The 20,334-nt window shown below is 54.6% G+C and carries 16 protein-coding genes; 15 read left to right on the top strand and 1 reads right to left on the bottom strand.

The window, feature by feature from the left end:
* The first annotated feature begins 27 nt into the window (after positions 1 to 27).
* From EH198_RS06680 to mgrA, 4 genes are all read left to right on the top strand, one after another.
* Complete coding sequence (locus tag EH198_RS06680; protein ID WP_124694879.1) at positions 28 to 765, top strand: alpha/beta hydrolase; 738 nt, start codon at positions 28 to 30, stop codon at positions 763 to 765.
* Between the two features lie 80 nt (positions 766 to 845).
* Positions 846 to 1,613, top strand: a complete 768-nt coding sequence (locus tag EH198_RS06675; protein WP_124694878.1) for an HAD family hydrolase — start codon at positions 846 to 848, stop codon at positions 1,611 to 1,613.
* A 35-nt stretch (positions 1,614 to 1,648) separates the two neighbouring features.
* Positions 1,649 to 2,389 (top strand): NAD-dependent protein deacylase, encoded by a 741-nt coding sequence (locus tag EH198_RS06670; protein WP_124694768.1) that lies wholly within the window; start codon positions 1,649 to 1,651, stop codon positions 2,387 to 2,389.
* Positions 2,390 to 2,480: 91 nt separating this feature from the next.
* Positions 2,481 to 3,485 (top strand): L-glyceraldehyde 3-phosphate reductase, encoded by a 1,005-nt coding sequence (mgrA, locus tag EH198_RS06665; protein WP_124694767.1) that lies wholly within the window; start codon positions 2,481 to 2,483, stop codon positions 3,483 to 3,485.
* Between the two features lie 15 nt (positions 3,486 to 3,500).
* Here the strand turns inward: mgrA and EH198_RS06660 are convergent, their stop codons facing one another.
* Entirely contained in the window at positions 3,501 to 4,358 is an 858-nt protein-coding gene (locus tag EH198_RS06660; protein WP_124694766.1) for an AraC family transcriptional regulator, read from the bottom strand.
* A 161-nt stretch (positions 4,359 to 4,519) separates the two neighbouring features.
* Here EH198_RS06660 and EH198_RS06655 point away from each other — a divergent pair, with 161 nt between their 5' ends.
* The 11 genes from EH198_RS06655 (at position 4,520) to pulA (ending at position 20,285) form a co-directional block, all read left to right on the top strand.
* Positions 4,520 to 5,698, top strand: coding sequence for a galactokinase (locus EH198_RS06655; protein WP_124694765.1), 1,179 nt, complete (start codon positions 4,520 to 4,522; stop codon positions 5,696 to 5,698).
* A gap of 1 nt (position 5,699) precedes the next feature.
* Positions 5,700 to 6,689 carry a UDP-glucose 4-epimerase GalE gene (gene galE, locus EH198_RS06650; RefSeq protein ID WP_124694764.1) on the top strand — a complete coding sequence of 330 codons (990 nt, stop codon included), beginning with the start codon at positions 5,700 to 5,702 and terminating at the stop codon, positions 6,687 to 6,689.
* A 44-nt stretch (positions 6,690 to 6,733) separates the two neighbouring features.
* On the top strand, positions 6,734 to 8,317 hold the full coding sequence (locus EH198_RS06645; protein WP_124694763.1) for a UDP-glucose--hexose-1-phosphate uridylyltransferase: 1,584 nt from the start codon (positions 6,734 to 6,736) through the stop codon (positions 8,315 to 8,317).
* Positions 8,318 to 8,484: 167 nt separating this feature from the next.
* Positions 8,485 to 9,648, top strand: a complete 1,164-nt coding sequence (locus EH198_RS06640; protein ID WP_124694762.1) for an iron-containing alcohol dehydrogenase — start codon at positions 8,485 to 8,487, stop codon at positions 9,646 to 9,648.
* 186 nt (positions 9,649 to 9,834) lie between these two features.
* Complete coding sequence (locus tag EH198_RS06635; protein WP_124694761.1) at positions 9,835 to 10,356, top strand: NfeD family protein; 522 nt, start codon at positions 9,835 to 9,837, stop codon at positions 10,354 to 10,356.
* Between the two features lie 19 nt (positions 10,357 to 10,375).
* Positions 10,376 to 11,890, top strand: coding sequence for a flotillin lipid rafts scaffold protein FloT (locus tag EH198_RS06630; protein ID WP_246014122.1), 1,515 nt, complete (start codon positions 10,376 to 10,378; stop codon positions 11,888 to 11,890).
* Positions 11,891 to 12,117: 227 nt separating this feature from the next.
* The gene (gene glcT / locus EH198_RS06625; protein WP_124694760.1) at positions 12,118 to 12,987 is read left to right on the top strand and encodes a glucose PTS transporter transcription antiterminator GlcT; all 870 of its coding nucleotides are present in this window, start codon (positions 12,118 to 12,120) and stop codon (positions 12,985 to 12,987) included.
* A gap of 291 nt (positions 12,988 to 13,278) precedes the next feature.
* A complete protein-coding gene (gene ptsG, locus EH198_RS06620) occupies positions 13,279 to 15,348 on the top strand; it encodes a glucose-specific PTS transporter subunit IIBC (RefSeq protein ID WP_124694759.1) in 2,070 nt (689 codons plus the stop codon).
* Positions 15,349 to 15,440: 92 nt separating this feature from the next.
* Positions 15,441 to 15,716 (top strand): HPr family phosphocarrier protein, encoded by a 276-nt coding sequence (locus tag EH198_RS06615; protein ID WP_124694758.1) that lies wholly within the window; start codon positions 15,441 to 15,443, stop codon positions 15,714 to 15,716.
* Positions 15,709 to 17,421, top strand: coding sequence for a phosphoenolpyruvate--protein phosphotransferase (gene ptsP, locus EH198_RS06610; RefSeq protein WP_124694757.1), 1,713 nt, complete (start codon positions 15,709 to 15,711; stop codon positions 17,419 to 17,421). The genes EH198_RS06615 and ptsP overlap by 8 nt, the downstream gene beginning before the upstream one ends.
* A gap of 494 nt (positions 17,422 to 17,915) precedes the next feature.
* Complete coding sequence (gene pulA / locus EH198_RS06605; RefSeq protein WP_124694756.1) at positions 17,916 to 20,285, top strand: type I pullulanase; 2,370 nt, start codon at positions 17,916 to 17,918, stop codon at positions 20,283 to 20,285.
* Positions 20,286 to 20,334: the final 49 nt, after the last annotated feature.

The raw sequence follows: 20,334 nt of genomic DNA, 5'->3' as shown, positions 1-20,334 counted from the left end.
GCGGTATATCCGGGAGTGGACAAATTGATTGAAACTCGTACGAAGCGCGGTTTTGCACTATTGGTATTGGCCTTCATTGCGGCTGTGGCGTTGGCTCTCTGGGTCTATTTGAAACCTTACGCCCCGATAGGCCAGGCCGAAACAGCTCTCGTCTCCGGCAAGGGAATCACTGTGGAGCTGAACGACAACTGGATTTCCCTTGAGCCTTCAGCCGCGAGTGGTACAGGCGTCATTTTCTATCCCGGCGGTCTGGTGAAGGCCGAATCTTATGCGCCGCTTGCCAGAGGATTGGCCGCAGCCGGTCATCCGGTCTACATCGCCCGCATGCCGCTCAATCTTGCGTTGACCCGTAGCGATGCGGCGGAGGAGATTATCCGCGTGCATCCCAATCTGTCTTTTGTGCTGGGCGGGCATTCGCTGGGTGGCGTTATGGCTGCGCGGTTTGCCGCCAAGCATCCGGACGAATTGGCCGGTGTGTTCCTTCTGGCTTCCTATCCCGACGAAAAAGGGAGCCTGAAGTCGACGACGCTTGCTGTGCTGTCGGTGCTTGGCACGGAGGACAAGGTGCTGGACCGGAAAAAGTACCGTGAGGGCAGGGCCTACCTGCCGGACAGCACCGTGTACTACTCGCTGGAAGGCGGCAACCACGCCCAGTTCGGCAGCTACGGCCCTCAAAAAGGAGACGGAGAGGCGACGATTTCAGAGAGTGAACAGCAGGGGCAGACGGTTCAGGCACTGCTTGATTGGATGAGCAATTTACGGTAATCCCGGATTTATCCGCCGGCTTCGGCTGCGGCATCCGGGACGCGGGGCCGCAGTACATACGGACGAAGGGAGAAACGAAAGTGCCTCTATTGCACGTAAACGGCATTTCTGTGCCCTGCAAAGCCATCCTGTTCGACAAGGACGGCACGCTGCTGGATCTGATGGAGATGTGGGGGACATGGGCCGAATCGGTGCTTCGCGATATGGAAACCCATCTGGCCCTGGCCGGTTCGGGCTTTACGGGCGACAAAAGCCTGCTGCTCGGCACCATTCAGGATGCTAAAGGCCGGATCACCGGCTACGATCCCGGCGGGCCACTCCCGATGGCGACGGTGGAGCAGACCTACGGGATTCTTGCCTGGCAACTCTATGCCGCGGGCGTTCCCTGGAATGATGCGGTAACGCGGGTAATGGGCATCGCCAAGGATGCGATGAACGGGCTGCGCGAGCGCCGTTCTGCAAGGCCTCTGCCCGGGCTGCTTCCCTTTCTAAGGCAATGTCAAGAGGTTTCACTGCGGATGGGCGTGGTCACGTCGGATGAATCGCAGACCACGGCCGAGCATCTGGAGTGGCTCGGAATATCCGGCTATTTTGGCTCGGTGGTGACGAGGGACAGAGTGCGCAAGGGAAAGCCGGCCCCGGAAATGGCGGAAACCGCCTGCCGGGAGCTGGGCGCCCTGCCCGAGGAGACGGTCGTCATCGGCGACAGCAACGCCGACATGCAGATGGGCAGGGGAGCGGGACTTCGCCTGGCTATTGGCATATCATCGGCGGCTGGGACGGCGGAGTATTTGATGGACGCGGATATCGTCGTCCGCGATTTTACCCAGTTATCCGTTTCGGTATAACTTAAAAGAACAGATAGAAAGGATGGTTGCAAGCTATGGATTCTTTGCAGACCTTGGCTTCCTGGATACAGGAAAGCGGCAGCATCGTCTTCTTCGGAGGGGCGGGAACGTCCACGGAAAGCGGCATTCCCGATTTTCGTTCCGCGGCGGGGCTGTACCTGACGGAGAAGCATTCGCCGTATCCGCCCGAGCAAATGCTCAGCCACAGCTTTTTCATGTCCAAGCCTGATGTCTTTTTTGATTTTTACCGTACCAAGATGCTCCATCCCGATGCGGAGCCGAACGGCGCACACCGTCTGCTGGCCCGGCTGGAAAGCGAAGGTCGGCTGAGCGCGGTCGTGACGCAGAATATCGACGGGCTTCACCAGAAGGCGGGCAGCCGGCGCGTGCTGGAGCTTCACGGGTCCGTGCACCGCAACCACTGCATGAGCTGCTCCCGCTATTACGGATTGGACGCCGTTACAAGCAGCACTGAAACCGTCCCCCGCTGTCCGGACTGCGGCGGCATCATTAAGCCGGATGTCGTGCTCTATGAGGAGGAATTGGACCACCAGGTGCTTAATGATTCCGTCCATGCGATTGCAAACGCAGATCTGCTTCTCATCGGCGGGACTTCGCTGACGGTTCAGCCTGCCGCAAGTCTGATCCAATACTTTCACGGCAAGCATACGGTGCTGCTCAACGGAGAATCGACGCCTTACGATTCCCGCGCAGATCTGATTATTACCGATCGAATCGGCCAGGCGATGGACAGAATAGGAGAGCTGTTGTCCTGACAGTTCGTGCTGCGCTCAGGTAACGGAGATTATGATGGCCTGCGGCAGTTTAAGAACAGGGTAGACACTAGACCGAGAGGCAGGGATACGCATGGTATATGTGGCAAGCGACGAGCGCTATGAGGCAATGAGGTACAACCGCTGCGGAAAATCCGGACTAAAGCTCCCGGCCGTCTCGCTTGGACTGTGGCATAACTTCGGCGGAATCGATACTTACGAGAACGGCAGGGACATGATTACCCGGGCTTTCGATCTGGGCATCACCCATTTCGATTTAGCCAACAATTACGGTCCTCCCCCGGGTTCCGCGGAGGATCTGTTCGGCAGGGTGCTCGCCAGAGATCTGGCGCCTTACCGCGACGAAATGGTGATCTCAACCAAAGCCGGCTTCTATATGTGGCCGGGACCGTACGGAGAGTGGGGCTCCCGTAAATATGTGCTGTCGAGCCTGGACCAAAGCCTTAAGCGGCTCGGGCTGGATTATGTGGATATTTTTTATTCCCATCGTCCCGATCCGGAGACGCCGCTGGAAGAAACGATGGGGGCACTGGATCAAGCGGTCCGCTCCGGCAAGGCCTTATATGTCGGATTGTCCAATTATTCCGCCGAACAGACGGAAGCCGCAATCGCCATCCTGCGGGATCTTGGCACTCCGCTGCTGATCCACCAGCCCCGATATTCCCTCCTGGACCGCTGGATCGAGAACGGGCTGCAGGATGTGCTGGAACGCCATGGCGTCGGCAGCATCGCCTTTACGCCGCTGGCGCAGGGAATGCTGACGAATAAATACTTGAACGGTATTCCCGGCGATTCCCGGGCGGCCAAGCCTTCAACCGCGCTGAACGAAAGCCAGATTACGCCGGAGGCGCTGCGCAAAGTGCGGCTGCTGAATCAGATGGCCTCGGCGCGCGGCCAGAGCCTAGCGCAGTTCGCACTAGCCTGGGTGCTGCGCAGCGGCAGAGTCACCTCCGCGCTGATCGGCGCGAGCCGGGTCAGCCAAATCGAAGATAATGTCGCCGCTTTGTCCAATCTGGAATTCTCGCAGGAGGAGCTGGAAAGAATCGAGGTCATTCTGGGAGCTGAAAACGGCGGTTAACCGGCAGGATGCGGCTTAGTGGTCCTGCTGCCGTGCCGTGACTGTTCGGTAAGCTGTCGGCGACTGGCCGCAGAAGCGTTTGAACTGGCGCGAGAAATACAGGGCGTCCGTCAGGCCGACCGAGGCCGCCACCTGCTCGACCGACAGCTCCGGCCGTTCGCGCAGCAGCTGGCGCGACTTGTCAATCCGCAGCTTGAGCAGATAGGTAACGGGCGACAGGCCCGTCTCCTCCTTAAAAATGCGCGACAGATAAGCCCGGTTGTAGCCGAGACTCGCGCACATTTGTTCAATGGAGACGGGATGGGCGTATTGCGAGGACATGTAGTGAATCATCTGCTTGACGGTCCGTTTCACCTGCGAGTCCTTTCCCTGCAGGCCCGACTCGGCCTTAAGCATTCCGGCCGCCTCGCCCAGCGTCAGATACAGCAGTCCAAGCGAGGTTAAATGACCGCTTTCCCGGCCTGCGAAGAACGTTTCCATAATGCCGGCCAGCGCTCCCGGAATGGTGCTTCCTTGGCCGCAAGCCGCGACCGGCTGCTCGGGAGAGAAGCCGGCCTCGCGGACGGTCATTTCCGCCTCTTTACCGGAAAAGGCCGCCCAACGGTATCTCCACGGATGTTCGGAATCGGAGACGTAGCTGACCAGCTGGCCGGGATGAATGAGAAAGCAGTCCCCGGGTCCAAGCTCATACGTGCGCTGCTCCGTACGGAAGACGCCTGCTCCCGTTTCTATGCAGTGAAGCAGGAAATAATCGTAAATTTTTGGTCCGACCTGGTGTGTCGGGGGTGTCTGGCTTTCGCCTGCGAACAGTACATGAAGATTCTGCTTCTCGTAATACACGGGGTTGGAAGCGACGGAGTAGGATTGTTCCATCCACGGATCCCTTTCTTTCTATGCTCGGGTAAAGTCACATTTATCCATACATTACACACATGATTGCATTACAGCCGTAGAACTCTTTTATTATACTATAAGCATAAAGAAACTGAATATTCAGTCTGGAAGGATAAGCGGCGAAAGGGTGGAACTTATTTATGAGCGTGCAGGAACTCAGAGCAGCATTTATTGACAAATACGGGAAAAGCGACTTGGAGGAGAAAGTGTTTTACGCTCCGGGCCGGGTCAATCTGATCGGTGAGCACCTTGACTATAACGGGGGATACGTGCTGCCGGCGGCGCTGGAATTCGGCACTACGCTGATCGTACGGCCGCGCATGGACGGAAAGCTGACGTTCGCTTCAACTAATTTTCCATATTCATTATCCATCGATTATACCGATGTCGGCAAAGAGAAGACCGGAGAATGGGTGGATTATCCGATCGGCGTCATGGTGGAGCTTAAGGAAAAAGGGCATCCCGTGTCGCAGGGGTACGACCTGTTCTTCCATGGCGATATTCCGAACGGTGCAGGTTTGTCGTCTTCGGCTTCCATCGAGGTTGTTACGGCGTACGCCTTCCTGACGCTTGAGGGCGGGGACTTGGATACGGTAGAAATTGCGCTGCTGTCCCAGCGGGCGGAGAATCGTTACGTCGGCGTAAATTCAGGTATCATGGACCAGTTCGCCGTCGCAGTTGGCAGACGGGATCATGCCATTCTGCTGATGTGCGACACGCTTGAATATGATATGGTACCTTTTATTACCGGAGCTTATAAACTGATTATCGGCAATACGAACAAGCGCAGAGGGCTGGTGGATTCGAAATACAACGAACGCCGCCGGCAGTGCGACGAGGCGCTCGCCGCGCTTAGAGAAGAGATTCCTTCGCTCGGATTCCTGGCGCAGCTCAAACCGGACGAGTTCGGGCGGCATGCGGACAAGATCCAGGATGAGACCGTAAGACGGCGGGCGCGCCATGTGGTCGAAGAGAACCAGCGTGTGCTGGATTCCGTCCAAGTGCTGAAGAACAATGATTTGAAGCAGTTCGGCCGGTTTATGAACGACTCGCACGCTTCGCTCCGCGATCTGTACGAGGTCAGCTGCAAGGAGCTGGATGTTATGGTCGAAGAAGCTCAGCGCATTCCCGGCACGCTCGGCTCTCGTATGACGGGAGCGGGCTTTGGCGGCTGTACCGTATCGCTGGTGCATGAAGACGACATCGACCGTTTTATTTCGGAAGTTGGCAAAGCGTATGAGGAAAGAACGGGCCTTAAGGGCGAATTTTACGTATGCGGCATCGGAAACGGTGTTAATCAACTGGAAGGAGTGAAGTAAGATGGCAATTTTGGTAACAGGCGGAGCGGGGTATATCGGTTCCCATACGGTGGCGGAACTACTGGATCGCGGCGAAGAGGTAGTGGTACTCGATAGTCTGGTGACGGGGCATCGGGAATCCCTTCTGGGCGGCAAGCTGTACGTAGGTGATTTGCGGGACAAGGAGATACTCGCCAAGCTGTTTGCCGAGAACGACATTGAAGCGGTCATTCACTTTGCCGCAAGCTCCCTCGTCGGAGAGAGCATGAAGGACCCGGTAAAATATTACGACAACAACGTCTACGGCACGCAGTGTCTGCTGGAAGGCATGCAGAAGGCGGGAGTAGACAAAATCGTATTTTCCTCCACCGCTGCAACCTACGGAGAGCCGGAAAAGGTGCCGATCGAAGAGACGGACCGCACCCAGCCGTCCAATGTCTATGGAGAAACGAAGCTGACGATGGAGCGGATGATGTCGTGGTTCGATAAGGTGCTTGGAATCAAATACGTGGCGCTGCGCTATTTCAATGCCGCCGGGGCCCACGCAAGCGGAAAAATCGGCGAGGATCACCGTCCGGAAAGCCATCTGATCCCGCTCGTTCTTCAGACCGCGCTGAAGCAGCGCGAAAGCATCGCCGTATTCGGCGACGACTACCCGACCGAAGACGGCACGTGCATCCGCGACTACATCCATGTCAGCGATCTGGCGGACGCCCATATCCGGGCCGTAACCTACCTGCGCAGCGGAAGCGGAAGCAATGTGTTCAATCTCGGCAACGGCCTCGGCTTCTCCGTCAAAGAAGTGATCGAAACGGCCAAAGAAGTGACCGGTCTTGACATCCCGGTTGCCATCCAGGAGCGCCGCGCGGGCGATCCCGCCGTGCTTGTGGCTTCTTCGGACAAGGCCCGCAGCGTGCTGGGCTGGAATCCTTCCCGCGCCGATCTGAAGGAAATTATCCGCAGCGCTTGGAATTGGCATTCGTCCCATCCGCAAGGGTACGGAGAAGCCTGATGAGTTCCCTTGATACGGTATCTGCAATGAAGGAGTATAACGCAATGGTTAGCGATAACATTTCGGCCTCCGCGGCTGGCCGGGCCCTGCACGCCATCGAGCAGCTGGTGCTGTTCGCCGCCAGACGGCGCCTGATCGAGCCCGCCGACACCGATTACAGCCGCAATCTGCTGCTGGAGCAGTTCCGCTTCAGCGAACCGTATACCGGCGAAGTCGACGAAACGGACTTGAGCGGCCCGCAGGGTCCGCTCGATGTCCTGATCGATTACGGCTTCGAAATCGGATTGATTCCGGAGAACAGCGACACGTACAGGGATCTGCTGGACGCCAAGATCATGGGACTGCTAATGGCGCGTCCGTCGGAAGTGAACGCGGAATTTTACCGCCTGGGCGCTGAACAGGGCGTTGCCGCCGCGACGGACCGTTTCTATCAGCTCAGCATCGATTCCAACTATATCCGCATGGACCGCATTTCCAAGAACGTCTATTGGCTGCAGCCTTCGGCATACGGCGATCTTGAAATGACGATCAATCTGTCCAAGCCTGAAAAAAATCCGAAGGAAATCGCTGCAGCGCGGCTGCTACCGCCTCCAGTGTATCCGAAATGTTTGCTCTGCCGTGAAAATATCGGATATGCCGGGCGGCTTAACCACCCGGCCCGCCAGAATCTGCGCGCCATTCCGATAGAGCTCAATCACGAGAAATGGTTTTTTCAATACTCGCCTTATGTGTATTACAACGAGCACTGCATCGTGTTCCATCATGATCATGTTCCGATGAAGCTGACGAAGGATACGCTGAAACGGCTGCTCGGATTTGTTGGCGAGTTCCCGCACTATTTTATCGGATCGAATGCGGATCTTCCGATTGTGGGCGGCTCCATATTGACGCATGACCACTTTCAGGGAGGCCGCCATACCTTTGCGCTCCAAAAAGCGCCGATTGACCAAGCCTTCGAGCATCCGAAGTATCCGGGAGTGGGCCTTGGGCTTGTTAACTGGCCGATGTCGGTGATCCGCCTGCAAGGCGATGAGCCGGGCATCCTGCTGGAATGCGCAAACGACCTTTACGAAGCATGGAAAAGCTACAGCGACCCCGAGGCCGATGTTCTGGCCTTCACCGAATTTGAGGGCGAGCGGCAGCCTCATAACACGGTCACTCCCATTGTCCGGCGCAGCGAAAGCGGCGGCTATGAGATCGATCTGGTGCTTCGCAACAACCGGACCAGTGAAGAGCATCCCGAGGGCATTTTCCATCCGCACCGGGAGATGCACCATATTAAGAAGGAAAACATCGGCCTCATCGAGGTCATGGGACTGGCGATTTTGCCGGGAAGGCTCAAGAAGGAACTGGACGACATCGCTGACATTCTGGCCGGCAATACGGCGGAGCTGCAAGCGGTGCGAAGCGGCGCGGACCATCCTCTGGCCCAGCATGCGGATTGGATCGCGGAGCTGGCCGGACGCTTCGGCACGGCAATGGATCGCGAAGAGGCCGTGCGGACGGTCCGGAATGAAGTCGGCATCAAGTTCGCACAGATTTTGGAGCATGCGGGCGTATACAAACGCACGTCTGAAGGCCGCGAAGCTTTCCGGCGTTTCGTGAAGAGCTTTGGCGCGGTGGAATAAGTAGGGTACGAATGGTAAGGCCGGTTTCTCTATGCGGAGAAGCCGGTTTTTTGCTCTGATCCGGTTTGCTTTGATCCATTACATGAACTTCCGCCCGTTTGAACGGCAAAAATCTGAGGGATATAATAAAGGGATGCAGGACTAATCTAATATGCGGAGGTCTATCTATGCGTAATTTCCAATTCTATAATCCGACGAAGCTCATTTTTGGCAAAGGCTCGCTGGATGCATTATCGGCCGAAGTGCCCAAATACGGAAAAAATGTGCTCCTTCTCTATGGAGGAGGCAGTATTAAACGGAGCGGCTTATATGACAAAGTAACCTCGCTGCTTCAAAGCATCGGCGCGAACGTAACTGAACTGGCCGGAGTTGAGCCAAACCCCCGCCTGTCCACCGTACATAAAGGCGTGGACCTGTGCCGGAGCAACGGCATTGAGCTGATTCTGGCCGTTGGGGGCGGCAGCGTGCTGGACTGCGGCAAAGCGATCGCCGTGGGCGCGAAATACGAAGGCGATATGTGGGATTTCGTGGAGCGCAAGGCGGCTCCGCAGGGAGCTCTGCCGCTCGGCACTGTTCTGACAATGGCGGCGACGGGCTCGGAGATGAATAACGGCTCGGTGATTACGAATGAGGCGACCCAGGAAAAAATGGGCTGGGGCAGCCCGCATACGTTCCCGGTCTTTTCCATTCTCGATCCCGAGCACACCTTCTCCGTACCCCGCGACCAGACCGTGTACGGCGTTGTGGATATGATGACGCATGTATTGGAGCATTATTTCCACACGGACGGGAATACTCCTGTTCAGGATGGTTTCTGCGAAGCGCTGCTCCGAACGATGATGGACGCCGGCTCCAAGCTGGTGAACGACCTTGAGAACTACGAGCTGCGCGAGACGATTCTGTACTGCGGCACGATGGCCCTGAACGGCATGGTGAGCATGGGCTTTGCCGGAGACTGGGCAACGCACAATATTGAGCATTCCGTCTCGGCCGTTTACGATATCCCGCATGGCGGGGGCCTTGCGATTCTGTTCCCGCAGTGGATGAAGTACAACCTGGACGCCGGCCCCGAGCGGTTCCGCAAGCTAGCGGTGAATGTGTTCGGCGTAGATCCGTCGGGCAAAACCGACCGCGAAGCCGGCCTGGAGGGCATCGAGGCTCTTCGCGGCTTCTGGAATTCCATTGGCGCTCCTGCGCGCCTTGCGGATTACGAGATTGACGGCAGCCATATCGATGATATGGCCGACAAGGCGGTCCGTTTCGGACCGTTCGGAAATTTCCGCAAGCTTCAGCGGGAAGATGTGGTTGAGATTTACAAAATGTCCTTGTAAGTTCTTTAGCTTTTAGAATGACAGTACTTGCCGGAAGCAGCCGCTTCCGGTTTTTTGCGTTCCTGAACCGCTGGATGTCTGAAAGCGAGTCTTTTTAGGTAAAAATTCACAATTTGTGAAACCTGTGTCATGCGTTCTGCGTTAATATTGGGTATAGAGTCGGGAACCTAGATCGGAGGAGAAACAATGCACACGTTGTACATAGGCTGCTTGTTTCTGGGGGTGTTATTTGCCCTGGTCAGCTTGCTGGCCGGGGATTTGATCGGGCATGCGCTAGGGGGAATGCTTGATTTCCTGTCCTTTGATGCTCTAAATCCCTCGGTTCTGGCCGGGGGAATTACCGTGTTCGGAGGCGCGGGGATTTTGCTGACGGAGTACAGCGGGCTTACGAATGACGCCATTCTCGTCCTGTCTTTGCTGATCTCCGTTTTTTTGAGCGTGCTGCTGTACCTCGGTTTTGTGAAGCCGATGAACAAAAGCGAAATGTCGACCGGCTTCTCCATGAGCGAGCTTCCCGGAAAAATCGGCGAAATCATCGTTCCTGTTCCCGCGCAGGGTTTTGGCGAAGTGATGGTGAGATTTGGCCCTGCTAATACGCTGCATACCGCCGCGAGCTTTGACCACCGGACGCTGCCCGCCGGGACGAGAGTCGTTATTGTGGAAGTCAGTGAAGGTGTAGCGCTTGTGTCCGAACTAGAATTACATTGAGAAGAGGAGAGGATTCATAATGTTTGGGTTGCCTGATTTTTTGTTGATCCCCGTAGTCATTGTCGCCGTTTTGATTGTTCTTGGATTGGCTTTTTGGGCGCGTTACAAAACGGTGGGTCCCGATAAAGCAATGATCGTAACCGGTTCTTTTCTGGGCAACAACCATATCTCCGATGATGGCTCCGGCAGGAAAATCAAAATCGTGCGCGGCGGCGGAGCGTTTATTTTGCCGGTGTTTCAAAAGGCGGAATTTATGTCGCTGCTGTCCCACAAGCTTGATGTAACCACTCCGGAAGTTTATACCGAGCAAGGTGTTCCCGTAATCGCAGACGGTGTGGCCATCATCAAGGTGGGCAGTTCGGTGGAGGATGTCTCTACGGCGGCCGAGCAGTTCATGGGCAAGCCCATCGAATCGCTCAAGGCAGAGGCTCAGGAGGTGCTGGAAGGACATCTGCGGGCCATTCTGGGGACGATGACGGTTGAAGAAGTGTACCGCAACCGCGACCGGTTCGCCCAGGAGGTGCAGGGTGTGGCTGCGCGGGACCTTAAGAAAATGGGGCTGCAGATCGTTTCTTTCACCATCAAGGACGTGCGTGACAAGCACGGCTATCTGGAAGCGCTCGGCAAGCCGCGGATCGCCGCCGTCAAGCGGGATGCGGAGGTCGCCGAAGCGGAAGCGCTGCGCGATGCAAGAATCCAGAAGGCCAACGCGGAGGAGCAGGGCCAGAAGGCCGAACTGCTGCGGGACACGAATATCGCGGAGGCATCCCGCGACAATCAGCTGCAGATCGCTTCGTTTAAGCGGGATCAGGATACGGCCAAAGCGGACGCCGACCAGGCCTACCATATCCAGGAGGCCCGCGCCAAGCAGACTGCGGTGGAGGAGCAGATGAAGGTAGAGCTGGTCCGCAAAATGCGGGAGATCGACCTTCAGGAGAAGGAAATCCAAATCCGCGAGAAGCAGTATGATGCCGAAGTGAAGAAGAAGGCCGAAGCGGACCGCTACGCGGTTGAGCAGGCGGCAGAAGCCGACAAGGCCCGGAAGATGAGGGAGGCCGACGCGCTGCAATACAGCATCGAGACGCAGGCAAGAGCGACCGCCGAGCAGAAGCGGCTGGAGGGGCAGGCCGTCGCTGACGCCGAGCGCGCCAAAGGTACGGCGGATGCCGAAGTTATCCGTCTGCGCGGCCTGGCCGAAGCGGAAGCGAAAGAGAAGCTGGCCGAGGCGTTCCAGAAATTCGGCGAGGCCGCGGTGCTGGACATCATCGTGAAAATGCTGCCCGAGCTGGCCGGCCGTATCGCTGAGCCGCTGTCGTCTATCGATAAACTGACAGTGGTCGATACAGGCAGCGGAGAGGGAGCCGCCCGGGTGAGCAATTATGTCACAGGACTGATGGCGACCGCGCCGGAAATGCTGAAGAGTGTCTCGGGTATTGATGTGGAAGAATTGATCAAGGGACTGGCAAAGACCGGCGTCCGGAACAAGGATGAGGCGCCGACGGCTGTTCCGGCGCAAACTTCTCTAACAGAATAAAGAACTTGTACGGAGCGATTTATGTTCAGAGCCGTTTCGCAAGCAAAGTCTTTATGACCCCGCTACGGCGGAGGTAATATTTCTGGACACATTTGCTTGAAAAACGGCTCTCTTTTTTACAGATTCCTTGATGTTGCGAGCCTGCCAATAGTATAATTTAACCGTGCCGCTTCCATTTAAGCTGCTGCCAAAAAGATAAGGTATTCGGAAATAAAAGAGGTGTACGTGTGAGCAGCATTACTGTGGCCAAGGTGTTGAATAACAATGTTATCATTGCAGATCATCCCCAGTACGCGGAAGTTGTCGTGATTGGAAAAGGAATCGGTTTCAATCGCAAAATCCGCGATCAGATCAACCTGTCCGCCGTAGAGAAGATGTTCATTCTCCGAAACCAACAGGAGCAGGAACAATATAAGCAGCTTGTGCCACAGGTCGAAGAGAAGCTGATCGAAACGATTCAGGAAATCGTCCTGTATATCATGCAGCACAGCCACAAGCCGGTCAATGAACATATCCATATTGCGCTGACCGATCACTTGTCCTTCGCCATCCGGCGGTATGAGCAAAATGTCGCCTTTCATAATCCTTTTTTGTACGAGACCAAAGAGATTTACCCCGAGGAATATGCCATGGCCGAATACGCCATCGACAAAATAAACAAGGCAATGAACGTGACGATGCCCGTCGACGAGGTTGGCTTTGTCGCCTTGCACATTCACAGCGCGCTCAGCAACAGACATATTTCGGAGCTCAAGCAGCACTCCATGCTGATCGGAGATTTGGTAAGCCTTGTCGAGAACAGTCTCGAATATCATATTCCCAGGGATTCTTTGGATTACTCGAGATTGGTGACCCACCTCAGATTCGTGCTGGAGCGGCTGCGCCGCGGGGAGGCAGTCAGGGAAACGTCCTCGCTTGACGGCTTGATGAAACGCGAGTATCCGGAAATGTATGCGCTCGCTTGGAAGCTGACCAAGGTGATGGAGCAGCGGGTGCACTTATCCGTATATCCGGCGGAAGTCAGTTATTTGACGGTCCATTTGCAGCGTATGGCACAGAAAAAAGAGGATGAGGCCAACATTAACAAGTCGAATTAGCGCCAAGCCTGTTGAGCCAATGAAGGAATGCGGTATTTTTAAGTTGAGTATTGCAAGAAAGCGCAATCGATGCTACAATTACCAATGTTAATAAGTTGCAAAACAGAATACTTAACGTGTAACTGATTCGATCAGGCATGAGTGATTTACAGTGATTTGGTTGTATTCCCCCTTGTCGGGGTAATCTAACTTTAGGGTTAGGGAACAACCGGTATGCTGTATACGCTCATGCCTTTTTTGTTCTCTGTTTTGCTTGCTGTACATAATTCGCCCAAAGGAAGTGACACTTTCATGTTCAAAAAGCTTTTCGGCGTTTTACAAAGAGTAGGTAAAGCGCTAATGCTTCCGGTCGCCATTCTTCCGGCGGCAGGCTTGTTGCTGGGGATCGGCAACATGCTGGTCAACCCGGACTTCCTGCAGTACGTGCCGGCGCTCGAGAACCATACGGTTCAGGCCATTGCCAACGTATTAATGAACTCGGGTCAGATTGTATTCAGCAACCTGTCACTGCTGTTCGCTGTAGGGGTAGCCATCGGCCTGGCCGGAGGCGAGGGCGTTGCGGGCCTGGCGGCTATCATTGGTTTCCTTGTCATGAATGTGACTATGGGAACGGTGCTCGGAATTAACGCTTACGTACTGAGCAAACAGGATTTCGCTTATGCTAGCGTATTGGGTATTCCGACGCTGCAGACCGGGGTGTTCGGCGGTATACTCGTTGGTATATTGGCGTCGGCTATGTACAAGCGGTTCTTCAAAATCGAGCTGCCTTCGTATCTTGGTTTTTTTGCGGGAAAACGCTTCGTGCCAATTATGACGGCCGTAACCTCTTTGCTCCTGGGTCTCGTCCTTACAATCGTCTGGCCTCCTATCCAGCACGGACTGAACTTCTTGTCCCAGAACATGATCAATACGAATTTGACGCTGTCGGCGTTCATCTTTGGTTTAATCGAACGCTCGCTGGTTCCTTTCGGATTGCATCACATTTTCTACGCTCCGTTCTGGTATGAGTTCGGGAGCTATGTCGACAAGGCGGGCGATCTGGTACGCGGCGACCAACGGATCTTTATGCAGCAGCTTCGCGACGGCGTTCCGTTCACAGCGGGTACCTTTACAACCGGTAAGTATCCGTTCATGATGTTCGGACTTCCAGCCGCTGCTCTGGCCATCTTTCATGAATCCAGACCGGAGAACAGAAAGGTTGTCGGCTCTCTGATGGTATCCGCGGCCTTGACCTCATTCCTTACGGGTATCACCGAGCCGTTGGAATTCTCCTTCCTGTTCGTAGCACCAATGCTGTTCGCGGTTCACGCAGTATTTGCCGGCCTTTCCTTCATGACGATGCAGATTCTTGGCGTCAAGATCGGGATGACCTTTTCCGGCGGCCTTATCGACTATGTGCTGTTCGGTATCATTCCAAATCGCACTTCTTGGTGGCTCGTCATTCCTGTCGGTCTTGTCATCGCCGTCATCTACTACTTCGGATTCCGCTTCGTTATCCGGAAGTTCAATCTGAAGACGCCGGGGCGGGAAGATGTGGTTGACGACGATGCCGATGGTGCAGATGGTGCGGCTTCGGTTTCCACCGCGGGCGACGACTTGCCGCGCAACATTTTGTCAGCTCTTGGCGGCCAGCAGAACATCGTTCACTTGGACGCCTGTATTACCCGTCTCCGGGTGGAAGTTAAAGAAAGGGCGAATGTCGACAAGAACCGCCTGAAAAAGCTGGGAGCTTCGGGTGTCCTGGAAGTGGGCAACAACGTACAGGCCATTTTCGGCACCCGTTCCGATACAATCAAGTCGCAAATTCAGGATGTCATCGCAGGCAGAACTCCGGCGGCCGCTCCTGCAGTTGCGCCTCCTGAGCCTGAAGCCGAGAAGCAGGCGGGCGAAGAGGGCAAGGCGATTATTCCTGAAGATATCGTTTCGCCGGTAAACGGTGAACTGCTGGATATCACTCAGGTTCCGGACGCCGTGTTCTCGCAGAAGATGACGGGCGACGGATTCGCGTTCCTGTCCTCCGACGGCAAAATCGCTTCTCCGGTCTACGGTAAAGTGTTCAATGTATTCCCGAGCAAACATGCGGTCGGCATTATGTCCGATGGCGGTAAAGAAGTGCTCGTTCATATCGGCGTCAACACAGTGAAGCTGAAAGGTCAAGGCTTTACCGTATTGGTGGAAGAAGGCGACCTTGTCGCCGCAGGCCAGCCGATTATGGAAGTCGACCTGGAATATGTCAAGGCGAACGCTCCTTCGGTCATTTCGCCGGTAATTTTCTCGAACCTGCCGGAAGGCTCTTCAGTTACGCTCAAGAAGCCGGGCAAAGTGTCCATCGGCGACAAAGACATCATCTCCATCCAGTAAAAGTGCAAACCGGCTGCGCTTCCTTTATAATAATGGAAGCGCAAGCCATTACCTTTTTATACTAAAAATTAGAGAAAGCGAGTTGGATAATTATGCAAAAAACATTCAGAATCATCGATGAAGATGGAATTCACGCACGCCCGGCTACTGCCCTGGTAAACACCGCAACAAAGTTCAAAGGCACTGAGGCATTTGCGGAAGCCAAAGGTAAAAAAGTAACCTTGAAATCCATCCTCGGCGTACTGTCCCTGGGACTGGAAGCCGGCGACAGCCTGACGCTGATCACCGAAGGCAGTGAAGAAACCGAAGCTCTTAGCGCGCTTCAGGAAGTGATGATCAAAGAAGGGCTGGGAGAGCTGAATGACTAAAATTTCAGGAATCGCGGCTTCGGCAGGTATTGCGGTAGCTAGAGCCTTTATCCTGGAACACCCCGACTATACCATCAAGAAGACCGCAGTAACGGATGTAGAGGCGGAAGTTGCCAAGCTGGACAAAGCGCTTGAAATATCGAGATCGGAGCTCCAGCAGATTAAAGAGCGCACTTTGGCGGAACTTGGCGAGAAGAAAGCGGAGATTTTCGAATCCCATCTGCTTATTCTGGATGACCCTGAGCTGATTAGCCCTGTGAAGGATAAGATCCGCGAGGAATCCGTAAATGCAGACTATGCATTGAACGAAGTGGCTGCTCAATTCATCGCCATGTTCGAGAACATGAAAAGCGCGTACCTTCAGGAACGTGCTGCCGATATGCGCGACGTGACCAAACGCGTAATGAATCATCTGCTGGGCATTCATTATGTAAGCCCTGCGGAAATCAGCGAAGAAGTTATTGTTATCGCGGAAGACCTGACGCCGTCCGACACGGCTCAGCTGAACCGTCAATATGTCAAAGGTTTTACAACCAATATTGGCGGACGTACCTCCCACTCGGCAATTATGGCTCGTTCCCTGGAAATTCCGGCGGTTGTCGGCACCAAGAACGTGCTATCCCAAGTGAAATCGGGTGATCTCATCATTGTCGACGGTCTGAGCGGCGATGTGCTCATTAACCCGAGTGACGCCGAGGTGGCCGAATACAGCGCGAAACAGGAGGCCTATGCACTGCAAATTGCGGAGTGGAAAAAACTTCGCGACGAGCCGACGGTATCCGCCGACGGCAAGCAAGTGGAACTGGCGGCCAACATTGGCACTCCTAATGATGTGACGGGCGTGATTGAGAACGGCGGCGAGGCCGTAGGCCTGTACCGTACCGAATTCTTGTATATGGGCCGAGACAAGCTGCCTTCCGAGGAAATTCAGTACAATGCCTACCGGACCGTTCTGGAAAATATGAACGGCAAACCGGTTGTCGTCCGCACGCTGGATATCGGCGGGGACAAAGAGCTGCCTTATCTGGACTTGCCGAAGGAAATGAACCCGTTCCTGGGCTTCCGTGCGGTTCGTCTGTGTTTGGAACGCCAGGATATTTTCCGCACGCAGCTCCGCGCTCTGCTCAGAGCAAGCGTTCACGGCAACCTGCGCATTATGTTCCCGATGATCGCGACGCTTACGGAATTCCGCGCCGCCCGCGATCTGCTGCTTGAAGAAAAAGCCAAGCTGCAGGCGGAAGGCCAGGAAGTTTCGGACAGCATCCAGCTCGGCATTATGGTGGAGATTCCGTCCACTGCTGTGCTCGCGGATCAGTTCGCCAAAGAAGTCGATTTCTTCAGTATCGGTACGAACGACCTTATTCAATATACAATGGCTGCCGACCGCATGAACGAACGGGTGTCCTACCTGTATCAACCGTACAATCCGGCAATTCTGCGCCTGATCAAGAACGTCATTGACGCGGCTCATGCCCAGGGCAAATGGACGGGCATGTGCGGCGAGATGGCCGGAGACGCAACAGCTATTCCGCTACTGCTTGGTCTTGGGCTGGACGAGTTCAGTATGAGCGCAACTTCCATTTTACCGGCACGCAGCCAAATTTCGAAGCTGTCGGTCGACGAAATGAAGGTACTGGCAGCTAAAGCTTTGGATCTTGGCACGGCGGAGGAGGTAGTTGCTCTGGTGCGCGGCATCGGCAACTAATCCCGCTTACCCGGGACCAATCCTTCGTTTTTACAATTGATCACTTTTCCAATTATGATTCCAGCCGGTCCGTTAGGGCCGGCCTTTTTATATGAGAAGGAAACTCCCTGGAAGGGGCTTTCTTTCGTTTTCGGCGAGATGTTCATGCAAAATGGCGAAGATGTTCGGAAATATGCCATATTTTTTAGGTATTTGCATATATTTTCTAGTGAATTGCGTTTTTGCGCAGGTTATAATCATTAAAAATTGAAGGTAATATGGTTATTAATATACAGGAAGTAGTTATTTCAACCGATAATAAAAGTAAGAGGTTTCATGATGCAGCGAAAAACCCAAACCTGTGAACATACTGTTACATATTATATATTGGCAATGAGCTTTATTCCTTTATTCTTCATCATTTGCCATGTATAAGGCATCCGGGATTGGGGCATATATGGATTTAAAAACTTCCGGCGGCTTTTATGCACGGGAGCGATAGGATGGTGGATGCAATGAAAAGCAATTATATGAATGCGGAATCCGCAGCTGAAATATATGAAGGCAGGGATTTGGGCTTAAGCTACACTCCGGACAGCAGTATTTTTAAGGTATGGGCGCCAACGGCTTCGGCCGTGTCGCTTGTGCTGTACAACTCCGGGGGGGAAGAAAGCGGAAGTGCGGAGTGGTCGGAGGACGCCCGTTTAACTTATATGCTTCGCCGGGACAGCGGGGTGTGGCAGGTGAGGATTGCAGGTGATCTGAAGGGCAAATTTTACATGTACCGCGTCGTTTATGCGGATGGAACGATCCGGGAGGCGGCCGACCCCTATTCAAATGCCGTTTCGGCGAACGGACTTCGTTCGGCCATTATCGATATAAGGGAAACCGATCCAGAAGGCTGGGAGCTTGATGTTCCTCGCCCCCTTGAGCATCCGGTGGATGCGGTGCTCTACGAGCTGCACGTTCGCGATTTCTCGATTCATGAAAGCTCCGGTATTAGTGCAAAAGGTAAATATAAAGCGTTCACTGAGACAAGTCTTCGCGATCCGAAAGGCCATACGCTCGGAATTGATCATTTAAGCGAGCTAGGGATCACGCATGTTCATCTGCTTCCCGTGTTCGATTTTCAGACGGTGGACGAACTGCAGCAGAGAGATGCGGCTCCCGGAGAAAACAATTATAACTGGGGATACGATCCGCAGCATTATAATTCGCCGGAAGGCTCTTACAGTACGAATCCTTCCGACCCCGCCGTACGCGTCCGGGAGTTTAAAGAGATGGTACAGGCGCTGCACCGGCAGGGGATCTCTGTCGTAATGGATGTGGTTTACAATCATACCTATTCAGTGGAAAAGGGACCTTTTGAAGCATTCGCCCCTGGTTACTTCTATCGGCATGACTATGCCGGCCGTCTCTCCAACGGATCGGGTGTCGGCAATGAACTGGCCACCGAGCGGCCGATGGTGCGCAAGTTCATCAAAGATTCTCTCCGCCACTGGGCGGCGGAATATCATATCGACGGGTTCCGGTTTGACCTCATGGGTCTTATCGACACGGCAACTATGCGTGAAATCGTTGAGGAACTGCGTCTGGAGGTCAATCCGAGCCTGATTGTTTACGGGGAGCCCTGGACCGGCGGCGATTCTCCTCTGGCTTCCAAGACGCTGAAAGGCGCGCAGCGCGGAAAGGGCTATGCCGTCTTCAACGATAACTTCCGGTCGGCGCTTAAGGGCGACAGCGACGGTTGGGGAAGAGGCTATGTTACGGGAGAAATGGGCAAGGAGGGAGCGGTCGCGGCCGGAATTATCGGCGCCGTTCATGACTTTGCGGACTCTCCGGCAGAGACGGTCAACTATACGACTGCGCATGACAACTTAAATCTGTGGGATAAGCTGCTCGCGGCGCAGGGGATGCGCCAGGATTGCCGGTTCCCCGATTTGGATAACGGCAGGCTAAAGAATGGAGGCAGTCTGGAAGAGGCGGTGGCTAACGCCGATCCGTATATCGGCATTACGGAAGAGAACCTCCTGGACAATGAGACGGTGCGCCGTTCTTTGCTGGCCGGAGGGATTGTACTGACCTCCCAGGGCATTCCGTTCCTGCATGCTGGAGACGAGCTGCTTCGCAGCAAATTCGGCGACCATAACAGCTACCGGAGCGGCGACGCCATCAATGCGATTCGTTGGAGCAACAAGGCCAGATTCTTGCCGGTGTTCGAATACTATAAAGGTCTAATCGCGCTGCGCAGAAATCACCCGGCCTTTCGTCTGCGCGGACGTCAGGAAATTGAACGTTCGCTTGAGTTCTTCCGCTGCGATGGGGGCGTCGTATCCTACATCCTGAAAAATCACGCCGGCGGCGACGTCTGGAAAAATATCGTCGTACTGTTTAATGCCAACCCCTGGGAGGTCACGACAGGCCTGCCTTCCTGCTCGGAACAATGGAATGTGGTTGTCGATCATACCCGCGCGGAACTGGAATCTTTCCGGAAGGTGGAAGGTACGGAAGTTCAAATCGAGGGGCTATCGATGATGGTACTCTATGATGAGAGCGGTGAACCACGCCCGCGGGCCAAAAGAGTTGAGGTTCATTATGAGCGTTCCGACGGCGATTACCGGGGCTGGAATTTATGGGTATGGGGAACCGGAATACAGGACGGCCAATGTGATTTCCGGTATATGGAGGACGGCCGGGCTGTCGCCGTGATCGAGGTGCTTCCGGAGACGCGTTCCATTGGTTATATTTTGCGAGTAAACGATTGGGAGTCCAGGGACGGAAGCACAGACCGGTTCATTGATTGCTCGAAGAGCGACCAGGAAATCAAGGTGCTGATCAGCGACAACAGCAATTCCGTTGACACGAAGCTTCCTATGACCAGTTGAACGATACAGATAGATGGATACAAAAGGCTGCTACGATCCGCCGTTATTC

The sequence above is a fragment of the Paenibacillus rhizophilus genome, assembly GCF_003854965.1.
GTDB classification, from domain to species: domain Bacteria; phylum Bacillota; class Bacilli; order Paenibacillales; family Paenibacillaceae; genus Paenibacillus_AQ; species Paenibacillus_AQ rhizophilus.
This window is presented reverse-complemented; position numbering and strand designations above follow the sequence as displayed.